General features: G+C 39.8%; 27 protein-coding genes. 8 read left to right on the top strand and 19 right to left on the bottom strand.

The window, feature by feature from the left end:
- Positions 1–256: 256 nt before the first annotated feature.
- The 3 genes from ABFX33_RS06260 to ABFX33_RS06270 all read left to right on the top strand — a co-directional run bounded on the left by ABFX33_RS06260 (position 257) and on the right by ABFX33_RS06270 (position 2,562).
- Positions 257–895 carry a glycosyltransferase family 32 protein gene (locus ABFX33_RS06260; protein WP_346084929.1) on the top strand — a complete coding sequence of 213 codons (639 nt, stop codon included), beginning with the start codon at positions 257–259 and terminating at the stop codon, positions 893–895.
- A gap of 143 nt (positions 896–1,038) precedes the next feature.
- Positions 1,039–2,151 (top strand): glycosyltransferase, encoded by a 1,113-nt coding sequence (locus ABFX33_RS06265; protein ID WP_346084930.1) that lies wholly within the window; start codon positions 1,039–1,041, stop codon positions 2,149–2,151.
- Positions 2,152–2,196: 45 nt separating this feature from the next.
- A complete protein-coding gene (locus ABFX33_RS06270) occupies positions 2,197–2,562 on the top strand; it encodes a helix-turn-helix domain-containing protein (RefSeq protein ID WP_346084931.1) in 366 nt (121 codons plus the stop codon).
- 130 nt (positions 2,563–2,692) lie between these two features.
- Here ABFX33_RS06270 and ABFX33_RS06275 read toward each other — a convergent pair whose 3' ends face one another.
- The 5 genes from ABFX33_RS06275 to ABFX33_RS06295 form a co-directional block, all read right to left on the bottom strand.
- Complete coding sequence (locus tag ABFX33_RS06275) at positions 2,693–3,424, bottom strand: hypothetical protein (protein WP_346084933.1); 732 nt, start codon at positions 3,422–3,424, stop codon at positions 2,693–2,695.
- A gap of 13 nt (positions 3,425–3,437) precedes the next feature.
- Entirely contained in the window at positions 3,438–4,085 is a 648-nt protein-coding gene (locus ABFX33_RS06280) for a hypothetical protein (protein WP_346084935.1), read from the bottom strand.
- A gap of 9 nt (positions 4,086–4,094) precedes the next feature.
- Positions 4,095–5,114: a grasp-with-spasm system SPASM domain peptide maturase gene (gene gwsS / locus ABFX33_RS06285; RefSeq protein WP_346084936.1), complete on the bottom strand. Its 1,020-nt coding sequence runs from the start codon at positions 5,112–5,114 to the stop codon at positions 4,095–4,097.
- A gap of 179 nt (positions 5,115–5,293) precedes the next feature.
- The gene (gene gwsG, locus ABFX33_RS06290) at positions 5,294–6,310 is read right to left on the bottom strand and encodes a grasp-with-spasm system ATP-grasp peptide maturase (RefSeq protein WP_346084938.1); all 1,017 of its coding nucleotides are present in this window, start codon (positions 6,308–6,310) and stop codon (positions 5,294–5,296) included.
- 141 nt (positions 6,311–6,451) lie between these two features.
- Positions 6,452–6,625 (bottom strand): hypothetical protein, encoded by a 174-nt coding sequence (locus ABFX33_RS06295; RefSeq protein ID WP_257088448.1) that lies wholly within the window; start codon positions 6,623–6,625, stop codon positions 6,452–6,454.
- A 185-nt stretch (positions 6,626–6,810) separates the two neighbouring features.
- On the opposite strand from ABFX33_RS06295, the gene ABFX33_RS06300 reads away from it, so the two are divergent.
- Both ABFX33_RS06300 and ABFX33_RS06305 read left to right on the top strand, forming a co-directional pair.
- Entirely contained in the window at positions 6,811–7,464 is a 654-nt protein-coding gene (locus ABFX33_RS06300) for a DUF6624 domain-containing protein (RefSeq protein WP_346084939.1), read from the top strand.
- Between the two features lie 748 nt (positions 7,465–8,212).
- Positions 8,213–9,751: a coiled-coil domain-containing protein gene (locus ABFX33_RS06305; RefSeq protein ID WP_346084940.1), complete on the top strand. Its 1,539-nt coding sequence runs from the start codon at positions 8,213–8,215 to the stop codon at positions 9,749–9,751.
- 101 nt (positions 9,752–9,852) lie between these two features.
- Here ABFX33_RS06305 and ABFX33_RS06310 read toward each other — a convergent pair whose 3' ends face one another.
- Entirely contained in the window at positions 9,853–11,433 is a 1,581-nt protein-coding gene (locus ABFX33_RS06310) for a murein L,D-transpeptidase catalytic domain-containing protein (protein ID WP_346084942.1), read from the bottom strand.
- A gap of 138 nt (positions 11,434–11,571) precedes the next feature.
- Positions 11,572–12,354 (bottom strand): LuxR C-terminal-related transcriptional regulator, encoded by a 783-nt coding sequence (locus tag ABFX33_RS06315; RefSeq protein WP_346084944.1) that lies wholly within the window; start codon positions 12,352–12,354, stop codon positions 11,572–11,574.
- A 194-nt stretch (positions 12,355–12,548) separates the two neighbouring features.
- On the opposite strand from ABFX33_RS06315, the gene ABFX33_RS06320 reads away from it, so the two are divergent.
- Positions 12,549–12,722 (top strand): hypothetical protein, encoded by a 174-nt coding sequence (locus tag ABFX33_RS06320; RefSeq protein WP_346084945.1) that lies wholly within the window; start codon positions 12,549–12,551, stop codon positions 12,720–12,722.
- 142 nt (positions 12,723–12,864) lie between these two features.
- On the top strand, positions 12,865–14,496 hold the full coding sequence (locus tag ABFX33_RS06325; protein WP_346084946.1) for a hypothetical protein: 1,632 nt from the start codon (positions 12,865–12,867) through the stop codon (positions 14,494–14,496).
- Positions 14,497–14,905: 409 nt separating this feature from the next.
- Here the strand turns inward: ABFX33_RS06325 and ABFX33_RS06330 are convergent, their stop codons facing one another.
- Positions 14,906–15,106: a helix-turn-helix transcriptional regulator gene (locus ABFX33_RS06330; protein WP_346084948.1), complete on the bottom strand. Its 201-nt coding sequence runs from the start codon at positions 15,104–15,106 to the stop codon at positions 14,906–14,908.
- Complete coding sequence (locus ABFX33_RS06335; RefSeq protein WP_346084949.1) at positions 15,096–15,575, bottom strand: hypothetical protein; 480 nt, start codon at positions 15,573–15,575, stop codon at positions 15,096–15,098. The genes ABFX33_RS06330 and ABFX33_RS06335 overlap by 11 nt, the downstream gene beginning before the upstream one ends.
- Before the next feature lie 171 nt (positions 15,576–15,746).
- On the opposite strand from ABFX33_RS06335, the gene ABFX33_RS06340 reads away from it, so the two are divergent.
- Positions 15,747–16,091, top strand: a complete 345-nt coding sequence (locus tag ABFX33_RS06340; protein ID WP_346084951.1) for an immunity protein YezG family protein — start codon at positions 15,747–15,749, stop codon at positions 16,089–16,091.
- Between the two features lie 77 nt (positions 16,092–16,168).
- Here the strand turns inward: ABFX33_RS06340 and ABFX33_RS06345 are convergent, their stop codons facing one another.
- The 10 genes from ABFX33_RS06345 to ABFX33_RS06390 all read right to left on the bottom strand — a co-directional run bounded on the left by ABFX33_RS06345 (position 16,169) and on the right by ABFX33_RS06390 (position 22,751).
- Positions 16,169–16,591: a hypothetical protein gene (locus tag ABFX33_RS06345; protein ID WP_346084953.1), complete on the bottom strand. Its 423-nt coding sequence runs from the start codon at positions 16,589–16,591 to the stop codon at positions 16,169–16,171.
- Between the two features lie 44 nt (positions 16,592–16,635).
- Positions 16,636–17,226 carry a CHAP domain-containing protein gene (locus ABFX33_RS06350; protein WP_346084955.1) on the bottom strand — a complete coding sequence of 197 codons (591 nt, stop codon included), beginning with the start codon at positions 17,224–17,226 and terminating at the stop codon, positions 16,636–16,638.
- Positions 17,145–17,531: a hypothetical protein gene (locus tag ABFX33_RS06355; RefSeq protein WP_346084957.1), complete on the bottom strand. Its 387-nt coding sequence runs from the start codon at positions 17,529–17,531 to the stop codon at positions 17,145–17,147. Before ABFX33_RS06355 ends, ABFX33_RS06350 begins: the two co-directional genes overlap by 82 nt.
- Positions 17,532–17,549: 18 nt before the next feature.
- Positions 17,550–18,143, bottom strand: coding sequence for a DUF6266 family protein (locus ABFX33_RS06360; RefSeq protein ID WP_428835641.1), 594 nt, complete (start codon positions 18,141–18,143; stop codon positions 17,550–17,552).
- A 14-nt stretch (positions 18,144–18,157) separates the two neighbouring features.
- Positions 18,158–18,802, bottom strand: coding sequence for a DUF6266 family protein (locus ABFX33_RS06365; protein ID WP_346084960.1), 645 nt, complete (start codon positions 18,800–18,802; stop codon positions 18,158–18,160).
- A gap of 449 nt (positions 18,803–19,251) precedes the next feature.
- On the bottom strand, positions 19,252–19,557 hold the full coding sequence (locus ABFX33_RS06370; protein ID WP_346084962.1) for a hypothetical protein: 306 nt from the start codon (positions 19,555–19,557) through the stop codon (positions 19,252–19,254).
- A 43-nt stretch (positions 19,558–19,600) separates the two neighbouring features.
- Positions 19,601–20,431 carry a LytR/AlgR family response regulator transcription factor gene (locus ABFX33_RS06375; RefSeq protein WP_346084964.1) on the bottom strand — a complete coding sequence of 277 codons (831 nt, stop codon included), beginning with the start codon at positions 20,429–20,431 and terminating at the stop codon, positions 19,601–19,603.
- A 2-nt stretch (positions 20,432–20,433) separates the two neighbouring features.
- The gene (locus tag ABFX33_RS06380; RefSeq protein WP_346084966.1) at positions 20,434–21,468 is read right to left on the bottom strand and encodes a hypothetical protein; all 1,035 of its coding nucleotides are present in this window, start codon (positions 21,466–21,468) and stop codon (positions 20,434–20,436) included.
- Between the two features lie 111 nt (positions 21,469–21,579).
- Positions 21,580–22,557 carry a hypothetical protein gene (locus tag ABFX33_RS06385; protein WP_346084968.1) on the bottom strand — a complete coding sequence of 326 codons (978 nt, stop codon included), beginning with the start codon at positions 22,555–22,557 and terminating at the stop codon, positions 21,580–21,582.
- 68 nt (positions 22,558–22,625) lie between these two features.
- On the bottom strand, positions 22,626–22,751 hold the full coding sequence (locus tag ABFX33_RS06390) for a hypothetical protein (protein WP_346084969.1): 126 nt from the start codon (positions 22,749–22,751) through the stop codon (positions 22,626–22,628).
- Between the last annotated feature and the right edge of the window lie 21 nt (positions 22,752–22,772).

Raw genomic sequence — 22,772 nt, forward strand, 5'->3', positions numbered from 1 at the left:
GAAGGTGAAATAGATATAGCTATAAAAATCTTGAAGCGTCATTCAAAATGGCACAGGGGATTATTATGAACGGAGAAGAATTGTGTTCACCACTGGAGGAAAAAGCGGTATTACCTATCGAAGGAATCCGTTAATATCCCTAGAGAAAGAGGATGTAATTGGGATACTGAAGCCCCGGCAAAGTGTACGTTAATTTTTTAGATTATAATAAAGTCTGGAATAGTTTCAAACTGAAAACCCCGTTAAATTTAGGATCATGTTACCAAAAATAATCCATCAGATCGCAGGAAAATCGCCAAGTAAATTAGTCAGTGTGTGTCTAGGTTCGTGGCAGAGCCTCCTGGACTTCAATTACGAAATTATCTATTGGGATGATGAATCCCTTGCTGATTTTATCGGAAAACATTATCCCTTTGCTCTCGAAGCTTTTCTTACTGCCAGAAATACCGCGGAAGCAGCTGACATCGCTCGGTATCTTTTGGTCTATCATTATGGAGGATATTATATTGACTGGGATATTTCGCTAAATAATATCAGCTTATTTAAGGACTTATATATAAGCAAGCCAAATGGATATTTTGTTATTGATCCATTGAACGACACATTAGCTTCGGAACATTTTTGCTCCCCTCCAGGGAATAATTATTTACATCAGCTCGTAACCGATATTGTCGCCACTTATGACCGCGGCGAACGTGATCTCATGAATACACCGCAATATTCCGGGCCTTATCGGATGCGTTCGACTATGCGTAAGTTTTCCACCGATAATTTTACATTTATCCCCGTTAAAGAGATCTTTGAATATTCTTATGATGAAATCCGCGGCCAAAGTATCTTTCGGAAAAAAGGCATTATGACACACTTTTGGGAGCATTCCTGGATAAACCAATAAATTTAGCATATAAAACCCAAAAAGATTATTCCATGATAACAACATTTTGTCTCTCGGACCTCCGTAGCCAGCTTTGTGCTCATGGAGAGAATAAAACTTTTATCCAGCCTTTTCCGAACGGGTTTAATTCGATCAACCAATTATTGTCCGAAGGTATAAAGTGGGCTATTGAAAATGAGGAGGATGTTATTTTATTTGTACTTAATCCTTTAAACCAACTACCAACATATGCGTTAATAGAAAAATCTATTCAAATTGCCGTCGATAGCAACATTCATCTTTTATATATCCAGAATCATCATACAGACGGTATAAGATTCAGCAGTCACTTTTTGATGGAAAATAATTTGATCGATGTTGATGCCTTTTTGATTACAAAAGGGCTCTTCCACTATATAATTCATATTCTGGAAGAACTGGATCAAGATATCGATAGTGATCTTCTTTCAAAAATTTTAAAGCTGGTCTGTCCGTATAATTTTGTTCTGAATCCAGAACAGGATTTTATTCAAGCTGAAAATAATATTGTCCTGATTACTCCTTTTAGAAATGCGGGAAATTATTTACAGGAGTGTGTAGATTCTGTCGCGCAGCAAAACTATGGTAATTATAAACATATTTTGCTGGACGATGATTCAGATGATGGGGGATTAGAATCGATTAAAGAAACAGAAAAGCTTATTGCAAAAAAGAATACTATCAGAAAATACGCCATCAGAAATATTGCAGACGAACTTTTAAACACCGATTTCGGAGATGATGATATCATATGTTTCCTCGATGGTGATGATGCGCTGGCTCACAACTATGTTCTAGCGATTATAAACGGTGTATACCATCAATATAACTGCGCCCTGACGTATGGCGGAATGAGCATTATGAACGCAAACGGAGTTGTCAGTGATAAATATTCATCCAGTGAGTTTCTTCGTTTAAGAGAAGTAACCTGGAAAGCTTTCCATTTTAGGACATTTAAATATCATTTATTTAAAGAAGTAATCCACCAGGACCCCCACCTTAGTTTCCTGAAAGATGAAGAAAATAACTTTTTAAAAATGCCTTACGATATGGCCATATTATTCCCCTTAATGGAAATCTCAGGTTATCAAAAAAGTAAACATATCAGTGCTTCTTTGTATAAATATCGTCTTCACAGTCAAAACGATCACATTTTATCTGAGAGCGAACAAAGCAAGGGTGAAAGGATAATCCGAAACAAAGCAAGTTTCCCTATTACAAACCACAATGATATATAACTAGCAATACAACATATGGATGCCGAATTATTTCAGAGAGAGATTATGGATTCAATTAAGTCAATTCGAATTAAAAAAGGATATAGTCAGTTTTATATCAGTGAGAAATTGAATATTTCCCAGTCTAATTATAATAAAATAGAAAATCATCAGGTCTCCGTGAAATTAGTGCTTTTTTTAAAAATTTTGGACTGTCTAAATGTTTCATTCCGGGAATTATTAATTGATAAATCAGATCATGATGGCATACCAAAGCATACTGTCGAGGCAAACAACAATGAGCGGGAAGAAATATTGCTGGGCATTATAAAGGAACTGAATGAACAGATCAGACTTTTAAGAGATTCGAGAAAAAGACGTGGGGAGCGGATTACACAGCTAAAAGAGGATCTAAAAAAATTAAAGACCTGATCTGATTTTTTTTCAAATTACTGGGCAACAAAACTAGGAGCCTCCCCAAGCTTTCACAATACCATGTATTCACGCTGCTTCGGATTTTAGAGATCATATAAAAATAAAGGGAAAACGTATAGCTATCCTCTTAGAGAAAACACGATATAAATCGTTCTTTGAGTACCACATAGCGTGAATATTTATGTATGAATTTAGCTTTATCTTCTGCCATGGCTGAGTCACATTCCTTAAACCCAGTATAGTGAAGATAAACATTTTTATACAGCTGAATCTGGAGTGCGGTAATCTGCAAAAGTTCTTCGAAATCCTGTTTCCCATACTGTTCCATTTTTAACTCAGGAAGAGAGGGCGGGGAGATCTGCTCATGGAAAAGAATCTTTCTATTAAGCAGTTCAAATAAATTCGTTTCGAAAGAATTCTCATTTACTGCCGCATAATTTTTAATTTTACTAAATGATGGCCTGAAAAACACCATTATTGTTGACCCAAAAAAACAATTAATCCATGAAATCTTTTCCGATAATGGCACTAAATCTTCGACAATTGTGGCATTTAGCAAAAGTAAGTCAATACCCCTGACCAAAGGAACCTCAATATCTTTAATTACCTCTTCGATATCAAAATCCAAAATTTTAGCATAACAGTCTGTTATAAAAAGGAACAGGTCTTCTTCATTGTCCAGACAATAATCCACACAGGATTGTAATGATAACATTTTCTGTTGCTCTATGTTAACGCCAGAACTAGCTGATAAAGGGGATAAACAATCGTATACGTATACTTCCCCCTTGGAATTTAACAGCTGAAGTTCATTTTTATCTTGTTCATTTGGTAAGTGAAATATTGGAAAAGATATCATTATTTATTTTTAGCTATTTGTTATAGAAGTCATCTATCTTTCGGTTTTTCTCCAGTCGATTTTCAGTATTTAAAAATAATTCATAACTGTTAATCTGGTTTAAGTCATGAATGGCTGTTGCATCAGAATACCCAAAATATGTCTGTTGTGAGAGAAAAGGGAAGCAGGTAAAAATCTTTGCAGAAATACGGCTTATGACAATATCTAATGGATCAGTGCCCGAGAAACTGTAATTTAGAATTGCCGGATATAATTTTTTATAAATCAGTAAGAACTGTGTTCCATTAAACTGATTGAGCCAATATAAGTTTTCTTTAACACGCACAGCTGCATCATACCAGCTCACGCCGCCCAATAACACTTCGGCCCCCATTCTCTTTGAGGTATGAATCTGGTCAAGTAAAAATTCGGATGAAAAATGCTCCGTAAACTGATGGTCATCTTCGCAGATTAGCACATAATCAAGATCTAATTCCGACGCAGTCTTTACGATTGAAAGGACACTTTTTATTAGTCCCAAAGATCCGTTTTGATCAATAATTGCATCAAAAATTTCGAGATCAAATTCTTTCTGCCGTTCAAATTGTCCAATAATATGTTTCCGTCTATCCGCTCGATGCTTAAGGTTAATTGCAAAAGTTTTAATTTTTTCTCTTTCCATATAATACGACTAATTCAAGGTTTCCCATTGGGCAAGGTAGGGATTATACGCACATTTCAGGGGCTTGGATGTAATGGATTCGGTACTTCTATATGCACGACAATCTATGCATATATATCTAAATTCGCACACCTGACAGATTTCGACCTGGTCTTTAGTGATTCCCCATAGTGCACTGAAATTTTTATCATTAATTACTTTTATCAAAGAAACATTTCCGTGCTGGCCAAAATCGTTCGTCATCGATGGGCAGTTTTTTATTTTTCCACGTTCATCGATTGAAATCTTTTTATTTAAGCAATTGTTAAAATGGATTGATTCTGTAAACAGCATCATATTTGGGGAAAAATTTTTCTCATTAATCCGCCCACAAAATGAATGATCCAAAATACACTTACTTGTGTATCTTAAAAAACTATAGTTGTCTTTTATTTCAATCTCTTCATTCATTGGTGCCGAATGCACCTGGATATAATTCAGCCTTCGGAATTGACCGGTAAGTTTTGAAAAAAAATCTGGGGTCAAAAACTCCGTATGTTTAATTATTAAGTCTATTGACTGAATCCGGGTATTTTGTATCAATGTCAGTAGATTGAATAATTCTTCGTTGCCTGGGGTATTTAAAAACCGGAGTTCTAGGCCTTTGCAATTCAGCTCACTTAACTCACTGAATATCAATTTATAATTATGAGCTGAATGCTCATCGATCGAAATAATCGCATTGGACACCAGGCTTGGGTATTCAAACATGTCACTCAGGGGTGGAAAAAGTTCCGGACTCGCTGTAACAAAACCTAATCTTTTGCTGATTATAAAATTAATATACTCCGCTAAAATAGGTTTTTCTTCACCCTCCGTTTCCTGATACAACTGATCTACGGGAGTAATTGACAGCTGGTCAATTATATCAATTAAACTATTTGGAACAAGATGATAGCTCAGATTTTGTAGATCACATATCATTCCTCTCCTAGCCCCCCGAACTGTCTTACACACAGGGTATAAAATTAAAAATTCATCTTTTCCCATAAAATTAAAATTCTAACTGGCTAATAGGTTTATAAAACTTATGCAAATAATATTTTCTGTCCTTATAGAAATCTACCTTGTCTGTTCGATTAAAATGTGTTTCTTCCGAGGGGGCAGGAGTCATAAATAAATAAGTTGCTGGCAACATATTCAAATCTGATTCATTTTTTAGTGCATGTTTAAGCTTGGGGAGTAAGTTTTCTTTCATAAAATCTTTTATCCATTTCCATAAATTTGAGTGCAATTTTTTTTTCAATATGGTAATTGCACGGAATTGAAGTCATGCCGAACTGCCCGATCGGATTTACTTCCAAAAATATATATTCATCTTTATCGGATACAATCATATCTATTGAACCTGTACATAACCCTAGCTCTTTCATAAGGATTTTAATTTTCTTATTTAAAGCATCTGGTAGTAAGAATGGGGTCTTTTTGATTGATAGATCATTATAATTTTCAGCTCTAAAATCAATCTTAGTAGCGTCATCCAGTTGGGAAAAAATCACCATTGAATACATCTGTTCAAAAAAATAGAATGTTCGAATTTCAAATTTTTTGTTAATTAAGGTCTGAAAACAGGCTGGAAAAAAAGTTTCGGGCAACTTATCGAGTAGATCAGCGTTAATTTTTTCCGTATACATATTGAAAGCTGTATGATCAATTTTCATAAATTTCAATTGGTACAAACTTTTAATGATGACTTCACCATTTGATTTAATAAAATTTCTCAAAACACTCTTTTCACCGGTTATAAGTGTTTTGGGAATTTCTAAACCTATAGCTTTCGCTTTTTCCAATACTACTAACTTATTAAGCTTTATGTTTTCAATCGGATCGATCCATTTGCAGTCTTTATAATAGTATGCAAAGAGTTCTTTTAGTGCTGCATACTCATTCCTGATATAGCTTTCGTTTTCTTTATTGAGGATTTCGTCCTTAAAAACATGAGATTTCTGAAGCAACAGTGGATTGCTAACCCATCTTCTATTCCAGATTACACTTATTTCAGAGGGAGCAGGGAGATTAAATTTATCTGAGCTCAATTGCCACTTCTTGTCAACGAGTGAATAGATGTATGGGTATATAAGTTCATCACCATTTATTTTAAAGTAATTAGCCCCATAATGGTCTAACCAGTCTATTACTTTGTTAGTGGATTCTTCAAATTCTATTTGACTTATTATCAGGATCATAATTATTATTCAGCTTAGACTTTTTGTAAGTGCTTTTATACGTTTTATACGAGGCAAGAATTTGAAATGAACATTATTTTTAAAGGTGAAGCAGATTTCGATGAAATCTGCTTCCAACCATGTTGAGATATAGCAATTTTTTTATGCATCTTCGTCACCCCAATCGGAAACCTCTCCGCCGGTAGTGTAAATTTGAGTGGCTGTTCCATGAAGACTTACACCACCTTTTAATCTCTTTAACTCTTCTTTTGTGATCTCAACAAATAACGGATTGTCGTTAAGTGACTCTAACTTTAACTTTTTAGGTTTACTCATTTGTATAGTGGCTTCCCGCTTTACTGATCCATAAAGCATTGTCCGTCGCTAATATAGACCTGAAACAATGAAAGTAAAACTATTTCAGGAATAGAAAAATTCATGACACTAATAAATTTATTCATTATAGGATTATTAAATTAACTAAGTTCGATTGGAAGTTTTCCAGCATTAATCAAACTGCAATGAAAAAAAATATTTTATTTATCGTATTTCAGTTATTTATTACATTTTTATGTAATGCACAAATTGACTCAGTTCTTTCAGATAAATTAAAACATATGGCGGAGCGTGATCAGGAAACCATGCAACATCCGCCGAAAAGTATAAAACCGGCAAGCAAGCCACATATGGCACTTATTGATAGTATAGCGACTGTAAATTACCATGAAGCGAAGATAATTTTTGATCAGTATGGGTTCCCAGGCTTTGATCTTGTGGGTGAAGAGGGCAGTAAAAGCTTTTGGCTTATTGTGCAGCATTGCGACAAATGGCCTGAGTTTCAACAACAGGTTTTAGAAAAGATGGAAACGCAGGTAAAAAAGAAAAATGCCCATTCTACCTATTACGCCTATCTTGTCGACAGGATAAGGATCCGTGCCGGCAAAAAGCAGCTTTACGGGACACAGGTATCCTATCGTACAGATTCATGCCAGGCTTTTGTTGCAGACGTTGAAGATCTAAGCAATATAAACCAGAGAAGGCAATCTGTTGGTCTGGAGCCCATTGAAAACTATCTGAATACTGTAAGTAAAAATCACTTTCTAAGAAATGAAGAAAATTTCAGAAAGAGAGGAATTATTGGTCCTATCTTGTATCCCACCGGAGAAGAAGAGTAAATAATGTCATGTACGAGTTTATCAAAACTCGTATAGGCTAGGCAATCAATACCTAGCCTATAAAAAATACAATAATCTAACCTGCCTATGGTCATTAAACAACCATTTTCAGGGCAGGAAGGTTTTGAAAAATTCTCGAAATTTCCAGCACATACAAAGTAAGATCACTAGTAAACCAATGAACCAAAGATCTGGAGTGGACATTGATCGGCGTTTACCGGTTGTTGACTTTTGTGCGCTAAGCGCATTGACATGGGTTGAAAGGCGCTTGTTTGCCATCCTATCTGACTTTGCTTCCTGCATAAAAAGTCTCCCTCTTTGACCGATCAGTCCACTATCCGGATGAAATCGAAAATTGCTGGCTGTCCAAAAATACCAGTACCGAGACAAACTATCACGATTCCACTGTTGCTGCTGCTGTCTTTGCATTATATACAGCAGTTGCCCTCTATTTTCTGGACGATCCCCTGCAGCGGTCTTATTGTTAATGATCAGACCAGTTGTTTTTGGATAAATTCAATTCTTTTTAAATTATTACGATTAAATGAAAGGTGTAAAAGAGGAGGCTGCATTTTATAAAAATCACTAGTTCTAGTGATTGACCATCATCCAATTTTATATTATCTTGAGGCTAATTAGCCGATACGATACTACGCCATACCATATGCCAGCAGATGGCACTTGGAGTTATTGATATCAATTGTCATTAATCCAATGAAATGATGTTAACCATAATAAACGGATCCATATGAAAAGACAACTCCTATTAATCGCATTGGCACTGAGCTTTACCGCCCCTGTCCTGGGCCAAGTTGCCACAAAAGTTTTCACATTGGACTTGGGTAGTCCTTCCCGAAATTCGCTTACGAGCAGTGACAATTCCACCAGACTGGATATACGAAGCCGTGAGCCCTTAGCCTTCAAACTGATAAACGCAAATCCCTACAAGTATACCTATGTGATCAACCATAGATTGGTCAATCTCTTTGAAAACAGCGGCCCCAATCCATTGGACAGTATCGGAAAAATCCTCAGTGGCAAGGCTGTCCCGATTCCTCCAACGGACAAGGAGGCCGCCGCCACTGATCAGAAAATCAAGGATGCGGACGCGGAGATAGACAGCATAAACAATGAAGTCAAAGCGCTTGAAGAGCAAAGGTCAGCCAATCCGAAAAGTAAAGACGCGCAAAACAAAAATCTTATTATAGATATGCAGATCATGCAAAAGCAGCATGAAATTAATACCCTGATCGCCGATCGCGATAAATTAAAAAAACAATTGGGAGCTAATTATACATCGCGTTCAACTTATTCCACCAATTTTGTCAATACCGTTAAATTCAATAATTTTTTAGGTACAACACGGCTTGGCACGGCAAAAAAAGAAAGCGATGATATCGAAAATATTAAAACAGCAATCACCATACTTAGCCAAAAGTTCAATGATCTGGATCTGGAGCTGAACAAATATATAGGGAAGATCGCTGCCGAAGATTTTCTTGATGCAAGTGACTTTTCAACTAAGAGAAGCGATTTTTTGACCGCCTTTGCATCCGTGATCAACAGCAGCCAAGAAATCGGCAATGAAGCCAACCAGTTTGACGAAACCAAGAAAATCTATGCAGAAACGCTTAAAAATATCCAGCCCGTTTCGGACAAGATCAAAGAAAAGGTAAACGAAATGCAGCAGCTAAAACTTCACAACTACCTGCTGCCCGTGGATATCAACGGCAAAAATATCGATGCCGTCGAAGTGACGGTAGAACGTTATGCCCGTAATAAAGCGACCCCCTCCCTGGATAAATATACCTACAACATCTGGGTAAAAGGTGGCGTCAAAATTGACGTCAGCGCGGGTGTGTTTATTTCCTCATTAATGGACAAAGAGTACGAGATCAGAGGAACAGGCGCAAATCAAACTATCTGGGATAAGAAAAAAGGAGATTATGATTTTGGCTTTGGGTCAACGGTCAATCTTTCCCTGCGCAGTGCGGATTGGGTGCGTCCAACATTGAGTCTGGGGGCTCTATTTACAACCAATCAAAAATTTCAGCTTTTGACCGGCATAGGTGTTATTTTAGGTAAGGAAGAGCGCATTATCCTTCAGGGCGGTCTGAGTATGGGCCGGACTTCCAGCATCATGGGCGATTACAAAACCGACGGTTCAGTTGGCTATGATCTAGGCACGAGCGGTACTGTACCCACAAACGACAAATTCACTTTTGGCCATTTCTTTGGGATTTCCTATAATTTCGGAAAGGTCAAAAAAGAAATCCCAGCCAAATAAGCAGATCGCAAATCGGCTTTTATCAACTGCTACAAAAATAACTTCCACTGTTACCTGAACAGTGGAAGTTATAACAACGTAAGGGTTGCCCACCCCGCCGATCAAGAGCGCCAGGCCAGCAGATACGATCCACCTTGCAAGTGATCAATTACCTCTCTGACGTAAACTGGACTTACCACAAAACAGCCCAGCGACCGCCCCGCATTTTTATCGGTCACATACTCGCCGGGATGCAACACAATATATCGTTCACGCGTATGGCTATTGGTTTCCTGCAATCCATCCAGATAGAGCGAACGGCCATTTTTATCGCTGATATACGTTTTTCCTGTCTTAAAAATCCCCAGACAGGATTTATTGGAGCCAATTTCATTCGAAAATTCAGTCGCATATAGGTCACCCGAATTTTTAGCATGTGACACCATATAGCTTTTTACTTCCTTATTTTGAAGATCAAAAATAAACAATCGTTTTTCGGTGCGCGGTTTATTGTAATCCACAATCGCCCAATAGTTGGCCTTGCTTTTTGGATCAAAGTCAAATAGCTCCTGCAATTGATGCTTTTGTCCAATCTCTTTTGCTAACGCCAATGCCTGCTGTTTTAACGGATCACTTTGCGTTGTACCTAACGTTGGCAATGCCCACATATTTTGAGGTTCAGCATCAAGGTATTGATCCACATAGGCTTGAATATCCTTTAACAGGTCATCACATTCCTTTTTGATCTGTAGACCATCTTCGTGATCGCCGACATTTCTGATCGGGTTCCAATGTCGGGCAGCACTACGCAATCCTACCGCAGTAAACTCGACCGAAAAGGCCGGACTAGTTTTGGACAAGTACTGAAACACCTTACCCTCCCCTTCGCCGTAGTTTTCCGCATCCTGCAGACTACAATGCGCACCTTTAGCAAACAGCGCGATGGTACCATCCTGCGACAATTGATATTTACCAAAAATTTCCAGCATGAGTTTCCGGCCGGATGCCGAAACAGCTTCCAGAATATCATAACTGGTCTGAAAGAGTCCTGCCTCCGAGTTTTCAGCTGTCGGCACCTTTATCTTTGTCGGATCGCCCCTTCCTGTGAGCTTACCGCGATCCCAGCCACAACAATGCTTTCCATTGCTTTCCATCAGCCCCAGACCGAAAAGCATCACAAACAATCCACGTAGGCGATCCTCCGCCGTGCCCAATTCATTTGCTGTCTCCTTGCTGATCAACTCCTTAAAACGCAAGAGCGCGTCTTTATCGCGTTTATCCCCCAAGGGCTTTGAAATATCCAGTGCTACGCGATCTCCCTTTTTTAGCCCTTCGTATAGATTTGCGTAGAGCAATCCCATACCATAGTAAAAGCCATATGGAGCCTGTCCCCTATTGCCATTCTCCCACCTTGTTTTTGAAATTCCCGTCCGGTCCACTAAGCTTGGGATCGCGACAAAGGGATCATCACTGAGCTCCTTTTCCACCGTGAGGCCAAGCAGCTTCAATACTGCGGCGTCTAGTTGCCCATTTCCGTCCAAATTATGCGCATCCCGAAAGGATCTGATGGCATTTTTGGTCTGGTTTCCATAGGCCCCATCAATATTACCCAAACTGTAACCTAATTCGGTCAGTTTGATCTGGACAGCCTCTACATGTTGTCCTTTGTCTCCAAATGAAGGAATTATTGAAATTGTTTTCATAACACTGGTTTTAATATGCTTGACACAATTTATACATGGCTAATACCCCCAAGATCACAAACGATCTATCAGGTCCTATAAATTTACCAAATGCAATGGCACAAGAAAATAGCTAGTCCTAGTGATATTTTATGGAAACTAAATCCAGCCTTCCTCAATGGATTTTTTGATCAGTTGTAGTGGTGTTTTGACAGCCGCCTTTGCCAAAATATTTTTACGGTGAGAATTAATGGTATGGATGCTTAAGCACAGGAGCTTTGCAATCTCATTGCTATTCAGCCCCTCGACAATGGCTTTTAGAATTTCCCTTTCCCGATCGGTAAAAAGTAACTTTTGGGCAAAAGTAATGGTCCCGTCCTGAATATTGTAAAAAGACGGTTCACCATGCAGGCCGATAATCGAAAAATTGGGATGACTATTTTTTTGGATATGCGTAATATCGGTATGCACATGCAAGCTATGATAAATGTTTCGTTCTTCATGATTGACTACCACATACTGAATTAATAAACGGGCATAATGACCATCCTCTTTCCGGACCCTTAAATCATATTGTACCTTGTAATGACAGATTTTATCTACCGGGATCTGATTGAAAAAGTCAGTAACCTGACGTTCGAAAGTCAGAAAATAAGGCATATCCTGTGGATGTATGTGATCCATAAAAAAAGCCATGTTGATCACCTGCGGATCAAAGCCCAATACCGTCATCATTTCGGCGCTGGCTTCAGCAATGGTCCCGTGATAGATATCAAATAGCAAAAAATAATAATCACCGGCCTGAAAGATATTGAATAGCCGCCTATAGATTTCGAGCTGCTGATGGAGTCGCAGGGGATCGATTACTGCTGCTTTGTGGACAACAGACTTCCAATATTTTTGTACTTCAAGGTAGAAGTCCTCATTTTGTTCAGGTTTCATCAATCAGTCAATCAAAGGTTATTAAACGTTTATATCGCTATCTCAGGTTACGAGTTGAGCAGTATCTGGCAAAATTCCTTTTTTGCTTTTTTAAAGCAGTCAAAGGCAATAGTGAATCAGTCAAAATAATTTAACTAAAGCTCAACGTTTGGCTCTTCAAATATTGGTTTTTATAAGGACATTTTCAAGTTTCAATGCAAAAGAACGAAAACAACTTGATCCTTGGCTGTAATACACCTGTTTATGAAGCACCAAGCATCCAGGTTCAACAGCTTGCTTTAGAGTATAGTATTTCGACAGGTTCAGTACAGCCAGCACTCACAGAATCCTGGGAAACCGAAACGCAGACAAAAGAATTGGACTGGTAGCACTTTGTAGAAAATTGAGCCTATCCAATACCAAGGTCCTCCCATTAATGAAACAGTGAAGCGGTAATGGAGACGGCTGCAATTCGTTTAAACGGCATATAAAATAGCAGAATTTAAGATTTTTTTTAAGAAAAGTAAGAATATGAAAAGTAACATAAGGTATAGCTATAGTAGCCTTTTATTTGTTTTGGTTATACTTATCAATGCCTGTAGTAAAGAGCGCTCCGATATCAGCAATGTAAATGGTTCCACTGTACGGTTAAATATCGGACAGACATTTTCTTTGCCGGATGACAAGAGCAAAATCGCTGTAACGGGACGACGTACAGCCGACGTGTCGCAGTCAAAAGAAATCGCTTATAATGACCAATACACACTAGTCGCTACGCTAAGAGAAGTAGGAGCACAAGCCTCCTATTCCAAAGCTTCTAATAACAAATCGGCAGTACGTGCAACAAGTGAACAGAAAGCGCTAAAAGAAGGCACTTCTTATTATGTCGCGATTTTTGATGCTTTAGGTGAATACCTAGAGACAAAATCATTTAAACAGGGAGAAGGCGTAAGGGATTTTACAATAGACAACGGTAAATATACCTTCATCATCTATGCTTCTGGTACAAATGCCCCGTTACCCTACTTAAATTCGGGGGCTAAATTGAACGCAGCGAAATTTGAACAGTTGAGCGCAGATCAGGATCTGATGATCGATCAGATTCCTTTTGAGGTAAAGGATGGTCAGAATGAACTTAATGCAACATTAGCCCATCTTTTTACGCAAGTTACGTTGAAGTTGGACGCTTCGGCGGTTGGCGAAATTAGTATTGGAGGAGGAGCTATAAGCCCTTCACATGCCAAAGGATCTATTGATGTCTCGCTTGCCGATAGAACCCTCTCTTATCATGGAGCGTTAGAGTCTGTACCACTTGTATTTCAAAACAAGAGCGGCAAGGTTATTTATTCAGATTCAACATTTATTGCATCCGCGGCAACGGTAAGTGGCTCAGTCAAACTAAGTAATGTATCCGTCAATGGAAGCACCCCAAAAGATGTGGTACAAGACGGCTGGAATTTACGACCTGGGGTAAAGTACACTTTGGAGATTAACCTCAAGGCACCAACTGATCCCTCTATAACAGTGGCCGGTACGAATTGGAGTATAGGAGATCTAATTTACAGAGACGGGATCTACCAATTCGCTCCTCCCAGCGATGAGAGCATTTACTATACTTGGTCGCCATCACCAGCCGATCAGACGGAGGCTTTTTGGTATATGGATTTTGACGACAGCGTCAAAGGTATGCGCATGTATCGTGTAAACGGATCCTATGCACAAGAGCCACTTGCAGTAGCAAATCAAGATCCCTGTGCATTGGTAAAACCATTAAATTCATGGCGACTTCCTACCAGTGAGCAAATCGTTAGCTTAATGTCCAGTAATACTAAAATATATCATGCAAAATATGATACAGGAAATAATAGTTATCTGAAGACAGGCTTGTTTTTTGGCATTGACTATCAGCCTGAAAAACCCGAAATGGATAAGTATTTATATTTCCGGTCTTTCTACTTTATCTCTGCTGGGATGTATCGTTTTGCGCCAACTACCCAAAGTGCCTATCTGCTTGCTGGAAAAAAATACCTAGCCTTTGAGCAGCCTTATAGTGACGACAAACGGACTACTTTAGGTAGTTATGAGATCAAGCCGCTGACATTTAGGCCGAGCGCATCAGCCCCTAGTGAGGCTGTTAGAATTCGTTGTGTTAAAAATAAATAGTTCAGCGCGTTAGCTTTATAGCCCTTTATCCACATAGGCAAGAGCAACTTATCTGTCATCCAAAGAGATGAAATCAAGCGTATTTGGAGAAAGTATCTTATGCAGAAACCTTTACTGTATCTCGCAACAAGAGGTATCTGCCAATGAACGTATATAACATTAAAATAGGCTAGGGAATCAACACCTAGCCTATAAAAAATACAATAAATCTAATGCTTAAGGTAATTGAATAACCATTTTCAGCGCAAGAAGATTGGGGTAAAAATAATCACAGTAGTTTTGTCATTCGGTTTAGTCTGGCACAGAAAGTGTATTACTTTAGACTCATAATTTAGGTTTATAATTGGTTAGTTTAAAACGCTTGAATCTCCCCGGTTCAAGCGTTTTTTATAGCTATTCCCTAGCGCCTCTAATCTTTATCCTCCAGTTCAAACAGCAGCTCAATAGGCTGCTGGAGCACACGCGATATCTTGAGCGATAGCACAGTAGATGGTATATATTTTTCCGCCTCCAATGCATTGATGGTCTGTCTGCTGACACCGACCAAGTCCGCCAACTGCGCTTGCGAATAATTTTTCATCAACCGATGTATCCTGATCTTATTCTTCATGTACGATCCTCCTGTTCATCTTCCATATATTAAGGTTAAAAATACCAATATATGTTAACAACAATAAATGCCCGAAGAAAAATGCAAATGTCACAAAGGTCATTCCGTAGACAAAGATGGTCACAATGACACCAAAAACGATCATTAAAATAACAGACCAGGACCAGCTATATAGCCGTATAGAATTGATCATTTCGTCTTCAGTCTTCCTTTTACAAAATGCTATACAGGACAGACCGATTAGCAAAGTCACCAAAATCAAAGTCAATAATAGATCTACTTCCTTTAGCTGAAATAAAGCGGGTGGATTTCCGGGGGTGTCGTCGATAAAAACAAAAGTTTCTACAAACAATCCGCCGTTAGTCGAACGATCCCGCAGCGCATCGTTAACATAAAGGGCTAGACTGGCAATGACAAAAAGTAGGCCGATCCATCGGAAATACTTAGGCAATAAAGGAATTGTTTTCATAAAATATGTCTTAAGTTTACATAAGCAAATGTAAAACATATCTTACATAAAGACAAATAATTATTACATTTTGTAAAATATACTTGTCAAATATACAACAATAGGTATAAGTAATCCTGCAAAAAATCACTACATTTATATTAGAAAAAAAGGCTCCAAATTATTAATGAGATGAAAACAACCGACGAAATATACCAAGCTATTGCTGATAATATAAAAGCTGTTATCGGAGAAGAATGGGCTTATGCGGAGCTAAACATTGAAACCATTGGTACTATGGTCAGCTTTATCGGCGAGTATATGAATGCCAATAAGGAGAAAAAACAGATTAATGTTGATGAGTTCGATTTCCAGTTAACATTTGATATCCTTGAGCTTCACCAGATCAGCACTGAAGATGGAGTCAATAAATGGAATAAGGCCACTATCCATTTAACCTCAGAAGGGAAATTCAATATGGAATTCATGTGGGACCAACAATTTTACGACGAAATCGACCGTTTATCAAAAGAATAAAATAGGCTAGGCAATCAACGCCTAGCCTATAAAAAATACAATAATCTAACCTGCCTGTGGTAATTGAACAACCATTTTCAGGGCAGGAAGGTTTTGAAAAATTTTCGAAATTTCCAGCCCATACAAAGTAAGATCACTAGTAAACCAATGAACCAAAGATCTGGAGTGGACATTGATCGGCGTTTATCGGTTGTTGATTTTTGTGCCTTTTGCGCGCTAAGCGCATTGACATTGGTTGAAAGGCTCTTATTTGTCATCCTATTTGACTTTGATTCCTGCATAAAAAGTCTCCCTCTTTGACCGATCAGTCCACTATCCGGGTGAAAACGGAAGCTGCTGTCCGTCCAGAAATACCAAGAACGGGAGAGACTATCACGCTGCAGGGAATACCATCGCTGGGCCAGCTCCTCCTTTTGTACGAGCACACATGAAGACTTCAGCTCTTCCCTATTTTTCTGCTGGTAAAGTTTACAGGAACCAAGAACATACAGAGCAGCCATGATTATCCAAACATATTTCAAATACTTTGTCATACCCACTTCCCTCAGTCCAGCCAGTTTGAAAAAGCATAAATAGTTAATACAGAACGCCGTTTTGATAACACTTGATTTGCAACATTTCCCTCCACGGTCAGTATCCAGTGTCCCTGCACTTTCTGGACGATGCCCACATGGTCAATGCGCCTGAAATCCTGATTATAGATCCCAAAGAGATCCGCGGGTTGGATACTCCCCTCCCGTATCTGCTGCCCGGTATACCGCCGGGCTAGTGGAAAGAGTGCCGGGCTCCAGGCATTGCGCGGAGCGGACAGTCCCGCCTGGCCGTAACACCAGGAGGCAAAAGCCGCACACCAGGAATGCCCTTTGTCAAGACCTGTATAGGCCAGATATTCTTCCACCTTCGTACCATCGTTTCTACCCGTCGCTTCCTGGACACCGATCTCCTGTGCCGCAACAGCTACAATACAATCGCGCAGAGCGATCATGCGATCCTCATGTCCAGGTCTGGCCCCCATAGCCATAGACCTGGGCTGAACTTCTGCTATTTCTCGCTCTACAGCAGAATGGCCAAAACCGCCAAAAAAGAGAACAGCGACAAAAAGAACACCGAAAAATAAAGAATACATTGTTGCCATGATGTCAATTGATTAAAGTGATAACTAAGGTCTTGCCTAAAGAATTTAAAAGGCTGCCAAAGAATCTCTTGCAACCAGTAACAGCAGTAAATTGCGAGCAATCCAGCCAGAAAGCCAAATAACAGCACGGATAATATGCCAATATCCAATACGCCCGCTGTAGGGTCTATGGCTTGCAGTACAAGCCCTGCAGAAATAAATAATATGCAAAGACAGACGAGGACAATCCCCAGCAGCTGCCTACTTGTTAAAGGCCAATAAATATCCTCGATACCAGTGACCAGTTGTTTTTGTAATGTTTTCATTTTTTATACTATAAAAATTTAATTAATCTGATAGGTACCCAAATACTGACTACGCGCATACTTTAAACCATCTCTTTCGTTGCAGAGAATATACAGCAGGAGTTCTTTCCCGATAAGGGATTCAGGTATGTCAAGGGAGACTTGCTTTTCACTCCGCAAAGCGAGGGACTGACTTCGTATCGCCACACCTTCCTTTACCTGATAAGCGATGAGCCTAACATGGTCGTCCCAAGCACAAAAGGAAGCAAAGCTAGTATAGGATACACGTATCCTACTCCCTTCTATCGTCACATCCAAGACCAGCAGCCCCGGTAGATTACCATCGCTGAGCCAAGCTTTCTGCGGATCCAGACTAGGTACACCTGCCTGGTCGGAAATCGCCACCTTCAGGACCTGTGACATGGCAAGATTAAATGGATAGACAAACCGTTTCTTACGTTTGGCCACAAATCTGAAGCCTTGGTCAATGATATCTTTCAATGGCCTCAAAAAACTGACTGCCAGTGCAAATCGTTTTTGTTGTGCCAGCTGTGCAGGTGTTTTTTTATTTTTTCTATTTTTCTTCATGATATATTTTGATATGAATGGAATACCGTCCATAATGGACGGCATTCCAACATTAAAACCTAGCTGAGCTGTATCAGCCCTAAATAACTGCTTTTGGATACCCGCTTTTTCTTGCGGTCAGCCATAAATATCCACATATGTACCTCCCCTCCAAGCAGATGTGTCGGCACACCAAAGGTGACTGTTCCCGCACTGCGTGTCGGAACCGAAGCCGGTGCCAAAAATTCATCCTGATCCGGATGATAACAGATGATGTAGACACCGTCATCATCGGCAGTCTTATAGATATCATTGTTAGTCATATCCCAGCTTACCGTCAGCTCTTCATCGGCATAGACCGGAGCTCGCGGCGGCCCCAGATAGAAAGCACCATCTGCAATACGCATTTTACTGTAATCCAGCGTAAAACTTGGATAAGTGCCCTGGATTACCAGTGGCAGATTAAACTGAAATGCCGCATTGAGTGGCGTCAGCCGATCGGCTTTTTTCTGACCGAATCCCACCTGTAAATAAGAGGTGATCGGTAATAAAAATCGCATCACCAGCTTGAATCTGGCCTGCGTGATCAGCTGCTCTTCGGTAGCTGGTTTGTTGCTCTTTTTGTAGAGACCTTTGAGGTAGTTGATACTCTTCCAACTTGACCCTATCACGGAACCGGTTTTACCACTTATTCCCCCATTTATTCCATTTACAATTGTTCCCATTTTTTTCTTTTTTTTAAAATTTAACCATAGTCAAAGGCTAAGACATACCGGTATTTAAGCCTGACAACACAAACGTAAAAACTTAAAAATCAAAAACATACCAGCCAAATCAGGTTGACAGAGTATTGGCAGGAGGACTTCGGCAGATTAGCAGGAGTATGGCAGGGCATCCAGAAACTACTGCCTAAGTCACAGCATGACCTGACCAACACCAGTCTAATTCCTGCCGGTCCACCAGCCAGCCATCGTTGTAACAAGAGGAGGCTTCGGGTCTAACACCAACAACAGTAATGACTCACCCGAACAATACCGAAGGAATAGCAAAACAAGCGTAGGTAAAAGGCAGATGATGGATAGGTATTGGTCAGGTATTGATCCAAGGAAAAATAAAAAAAGGTCCTTCAAAAACGAAAGACCCCTAAGGCTATAATCTCAATTTTATGGGTTACTCACAGGTTCCAGTAAGCACGTTTAAAACGTTCGACCGCAGTGGCGAGAAAAAGACGTTTTCCATTGTGCTTCCTTACAGTTCCTAGCATCCCCTTATGTTGATAGCGATACAATGTCCGTTCACTGACACCCACATAATCCTGCACATGGGCAGCATCCCACCAGACCGCTTCCGTGTCCTCTGCTTCGATCTCGTTATGCTTCATGTTATGCAGCTGCTTATAGAGTATATGCAACGCAAATAAAATAGCTCCATCATTCCCCCTGCGGATGCTATTTCTGGTTTTATTTAAAATAATCCTCATAAATCAGTTTTTAATCCGTTAATTATTTTCAGCTTTCTATTTTTTAATTGTCTGCCCTATCACGGACGATCCCATGTCTGTTGAGCTTGCCTGTGATCGTATTCTGTTCGATCCACTGATCAAAATATGTATACTTCCCTCTTTCACCTCTTCTTATTTCTATCCCTGACAGGATCACTAGCTGGGTCGTAATGGCCGTAATATGTTTGAGCGACACTGCGAAACTCCTATGCACCTGCGCAAAACTGGCCTTAGGTAAGCACAAAACCATATCCCCAAAACTTTCGTTGACTTCGATATAGGTTTTCTCTTCGATCCAGATCCGGGTCTGGTCATTTTTAGCCTCGATATAGATGATTTCATCATAATTGAGCCGTTGTTTTTCCATCCCCCGAGTACCATAAAAAAAACACTTATTTTCCTCGTCCAGGTCATTCAGTCCACGACCCTGGATTTTATCTTTTGCCTTGGCCATCGCTTTATAATAGCGCTCCTGTTCAAAAGGTTTAAGAAAGTAATCGGTCACCCCATAATGGAACATTTTATCGCCCACCTCTCTATTGGTGCTACAGACGATGACCTGCAGATTGGCAATTCCCGGATTGATACGCTGCAAACTTTCCAACTGGCCCAACACATCTAGACCATTCACGATAGGCATCTCAATGTCCAGAAATAAGATATCCAATTTGAGACGTCGCAAGGCCACCAGTGCTTCTTTCGGGTTGGTCGTTGCATAGGCACATTCGACGCCATCCGTTAGATCTACGTACCTTTTTAATTCTGCGACAATGTCAGGGTCATCGTCTACAATGGCGACACGGATTTTCCGCATCCGCCCTTCCTGTTTTAATATTTTCTTTATCGTATCCATGTTTAAAAATTTATTTCCAGATTCAAATAAAATATGCCTTCATTCGTTTTTTGGATCAACGAAAATGCCTCACCATATTCGAGACGAAGCAATTGCATCAATTTTTCCAATCCTGTCCCACCATCCTCAAAGATCCATGCCGATTCAACGGCCACTTTATTCCTGCAACTAATTAATACCTTATCTGTATCGCTAAACACGCGAATAATACCCAACTGTGAAAGATCACTAAAATCACCATGTTTGATCATATTTTTATACAGGCTCAGAAGCATAATGGGAATAATCTGTTTATTCAATTCCCTAATATCGGTAATCAGCTCAATCCCTCGCTCGTCATACAAACGCATGAGCTGTTGGAGGTAAAAAAGCTCATCTTCCAGCTTCCCAAGCATGCTGTTCCCAAAATTCAGCTTACGCATAGCATAGGCCTGTATACCAAAAAACAGATCGATTCGAATCAATGCAGCACTTCTTTTCCTTGCCAGCCGGGTGAAGCTCTGCGTCAGATTGCCCATAAAATGGACAGTCCAGTCGCGAAAGAGCTGCGTTTTTCGACTTTCTGCCGATTGTCCCCTCAACAAGCCCAAATGCCGGAATAAGCCCAATGTCAAATTATACCCGACTTCGATGGCCACGATGATCAGTCCTTTAAGCGCAAATGAAATATAAAAGGTCAGCACATCAATGACAAAATCAACTGACCTGAAAAGCTGGGGATTCTTTAGTATCCGTCTGCTCAATTCCGTTGGGAACTGATAAAGCAATAAAAATACAGCCAGCGCCGTAAGCAAAAAATAACTGAGCAGGGTAAATATGGCACCTGTCGAAAACCTCCTAAAAAGCATCCGTCTTAGCCAAACCCGGTTGAGATAGCTAATAATCAACATGACTAGCCCCAAGGGAAACATGACTGGCAGATGTCCCCATCCATATTTGTAGACATTCACAGTGCTGATCCAGATAAAGTAAATTGTCCAGCAAATAGCATGAATACGATAAGGTAACGGTTTAAGAATATTGCCCTTGGTCATCATTGGTTTAGGTTACAAGTAAAACAAATCTTAATTTAAACAGATTAAAATTGTTTAAAAAGACAATTTATAAATTAAAAGAGATTTTCACAAAACTGTAACAAGACTGGGACATTAAGGAATGACCCCAATTTTTTTAAATTTCCGGAAGGCTATTTCAAATTGCTTTGCTCCGATACCCACCGAATCACCAGTGGCTATATCAAAGAGCATCCCTGTACCGCCAACTAGAAATGGTAGCCAGACAGCCTCGCCGAGTTTCTTATCGGCTGGATCAGCCTGTCCTTCAAAAATTGTTGGTAGGCACTCCCACTGAAGCAGTTCCTCCGCGTCTAAGTCCCGCAGCAATTCAACGATAGATTGCATAACTACAGAATAATCTGCCTTACTTTTCACACAAAAATCTTCGGTAATTCGCAGTTTGATTTGTCCGGCGATCGTAGTCACTATAAGTGGTCTAATGGCAGTACCCGTCCAATTGGCCAAAGCAGCAGCTCCTTCGCGTAGCAGCAAATCAATCGTATGCAGTTTTATCCTGGCCCATCCCCTACCTGGCTCACCAAAATGCAGCTGCCCGTCAATGAAGATGATTACATCATAGCCCTTAAAAAGAGCCTCCCGGAGTTTTAACAATGGATTGCCGCGATCAGCTTTAATAAACATAAGTTCAGCTTCAACAGCTTCACGACCAAAGGACAGTTTGTATTGCTGCCGATAGAACTGTCCCTGTTCTTCAAAGACATCTTCACGGAGCAGTATGGCCAGCTTTCGGCCCAGTATCATCAATGCTCTGGCAATCATTGCATAAGGACCAATATGCATGCAGGCCCAGATACGGGGCTGCCGATCGAGCAGCGGCCATGAACTGATCAGCTGATCCAATAAATTGTCATCTGCTCGATACTGCTGCTGTGCCAACCAACTTTGCCGCATCCGCAGTAGTCTGATCAGATCATCATTGCTATGGATCAGCGCCCAGCGGTATAAAACAGAAATACTTTTGAGGCTTCGGTACCATCTATCGGTACCGAGGTATAATTCATCGTTTGTCCAATCTGGGGCTGGCCTCTGATGTTGAAATATTAAGTTCATGGTTGTTCAAATAAATTGGTTATCAAAAAAAGGGTGTCCGGATCACCCAGTGGTTTATTGCCGAAGCATTATAGGTAGTATAAACTACATTTTTCTTCCGCAGATTCGATCATGAGCTTTACTGTTTCCGAATTGGAAAATGTATATAGCGCCTGATCAGCCAAAAGCTGCATTTTCATAAAAAGATCTTCCATATCTATTACATCTTTTTTATC

This window comes from Sphingobacterium ginsenosidimutans (genome assembly GCF_039536865.1).
GTDB lineage: Bacteria > Bacteroidota > Bacteroidia > Sphingobacteriales > Sphingobacteriaceae > Sphingobacterium > Sphingobacterium detergens.

Bases quoted from the DNA above. Each gene is read 5' to 3' on its own strand.
- ABFX33_RS06295 (WP_257088448.1), bottom strand. From the start codon at position 6,625: ATGAGTAAACCTAAAAAGTTAAAGTTAGAGTCACTTAACGACAATCCG.
- ABFX33_RS06355 (WP_346084957.1), bottom strand. From the start codon at position 17,531: ATGAAAACATTACAAAAACAACTGGTCACTGGTATCGAGGATATTTAT.
- gwsG (WP_346084938.1), bottom strand. From the start codon at position 6,310: ATGATCCTGATAATAAGTCAAATAGAATTTGAAGAATCCACTAACAAA.
- ABFX33_RS06315 (WP_346084944.1), bottom strand. From the start codon at position 12,354: ATGAAACCTGAACAAAATGAGGACTTCTACCTTGAAGTACAAAAATAT.
- ABFX33_RS06350 (WP_346084955.1), bottom strand. From the start codon at position 17,226: ATGGCAACAATGTATTCTTTATTTTTCGGTGTTCTTTTTGTCGCTGTT.
- ABFX33_RS06305 (WP_346084940.1), top strand. From the start codon at position 8,213: ATGAAAAGACAACTCCTATTAATCGCATTGGCACTGAGCTTTACCGCC.
- ABFX33_RS06330 (WP_346084948.1), bottom strand. From the start codon at position 15,106: ATGAAGAATAAGATCAGGATACATCGGTTGATGAAAAATTATTCGCAA.
- ABFX33_RS06325 (WP_346084946.1), top strand. From the start codon at position 12,865: ATGAAAAGTAACATAAGGTATAGCTATAGTAGCCTTTTATTTGTTTTG.
- ABFX33_RS06260 (WP_346084929.1), top strand. From the start codon at position 257: ATGTTACCAAAAATAATCCATCAGATCGCAGGAAAATCGCCAAGTAAA.
- ABFX33_RS06320 (WP_346084945.1), top strand. From the start codon at position 12,549: ATGCAAAAGAACGAAAACAACTTGATCCTTGGCTGTAATACACCTGTT.
- ABFX33_RS06280 (WP_346084935.1), bottom strand. From the start codon at position 4,085: ATGGAAAGAGAAAAAATTAAAACTTTTGCAATTAACCTTAAGCATCGA.
- ABFX33_RS06370 (WP_346084962.1), bottom strand. From the start codon at position 19,557: ATGAGGATTATTTTAAATAAAACCAGAAATAGCATCCGCAGGGGGAAT.
- ABFX33_RS06365 (WP_346084960.1), bottom strand. From the start codon at position 18,802: ATGGGAACAATTGTAAATGGAATAAATGGGGGAATAAGTGGTAAAACC.
- ABFX33_RS06385 (WP_346084968.1), bottom strand. From the start codon at position 22,557: ATGAACTTAATATTTCAACATCAGAGGCCAGCCCCAGATTGGACAAAC.
- ABFX33_RS06360 (WP_428835641.1), bottom strand. From the start codon at position 18,143: ATGCCGTCCATTATGGACGGTATTCCATTCATATCAAAATATATCATG.
- ABFX33_RS06310 (WP_346084942.1), bottom strand. From the start codon at position 11,433: ATGAAAACAATTTCAATAATTCCTTCATTTGGAGACAAAGGACAACAT.
- ABFX33_RS06380 (WP_346084966.1), bottom strand. From the start codon at position 21,468: ATGATGACCAAGGGCAATATTCTTAAACCGTTACCTTATCGTATTCAT.
- ABFX33_RS06340 (WP_346084951.1), top strand. From the start codon at position 15,747: ATGAAAACAACCGACGAAATATACCAAGCTATTGCTGATAATATAAAA.
- ABFX33_RS06300 (WP_346084939.1), top strand. From the start codon at position 6,811: ATGAAAAAAAATATTTTATTTATCGTATTTCAGTTATTTATTACATTT.
- ABFX33_RS06335 (WP_346084949.1), bottom strand. From the start codon at position 15,575: ATGAAAACAATTCCTTTATTGCCTAAGTATTTCCGATGGATCGGCCTA.
- ABFX33_RS06275 (WP_346084933.1), bottom strand. From the start codon at position 3,424: ATGATATCTTTTCCAATATTTCACTTACCAAATGAACAAGATAAAAAT.
- ABFX33_RS06390 (WP_346084969.1), bottom strand. From the start codon at position 22,751: ATGGAAGATCTTTTTATGAAAATGCAGCTTTTGGCTGATCAGGCGCTA.
- ABFX33_RS06345 (WP_346084953.1), bottom strand. From the start codon at position 16,591: ATGGCTGCTCTGTATGTTCTTGGTTCCTGTAAACTTTACCAGCAGAAA.
- ABFX33_RS06375 (WP_346084964.1), bottom strand. From the start codon at position 20,431: ATGGATACGATAAAGAAAATATTAAAACAGGAAGGGCGGATGCGGAAA.
- gwsS (WP_346084936.1), bottom strand. From the start codon at position 5,114: ATGGGAAAAGATGAATTTTTAATTTTATACCCTGTGTGTAAGACAGTT.
- ABFX33_RS06270 (WP_346084931.1), top strand. From the start codon at position 2,197: ATGGATTCAATTAAGTCAATTCGAATTAAAAAAGGATATAGTCAGTTT.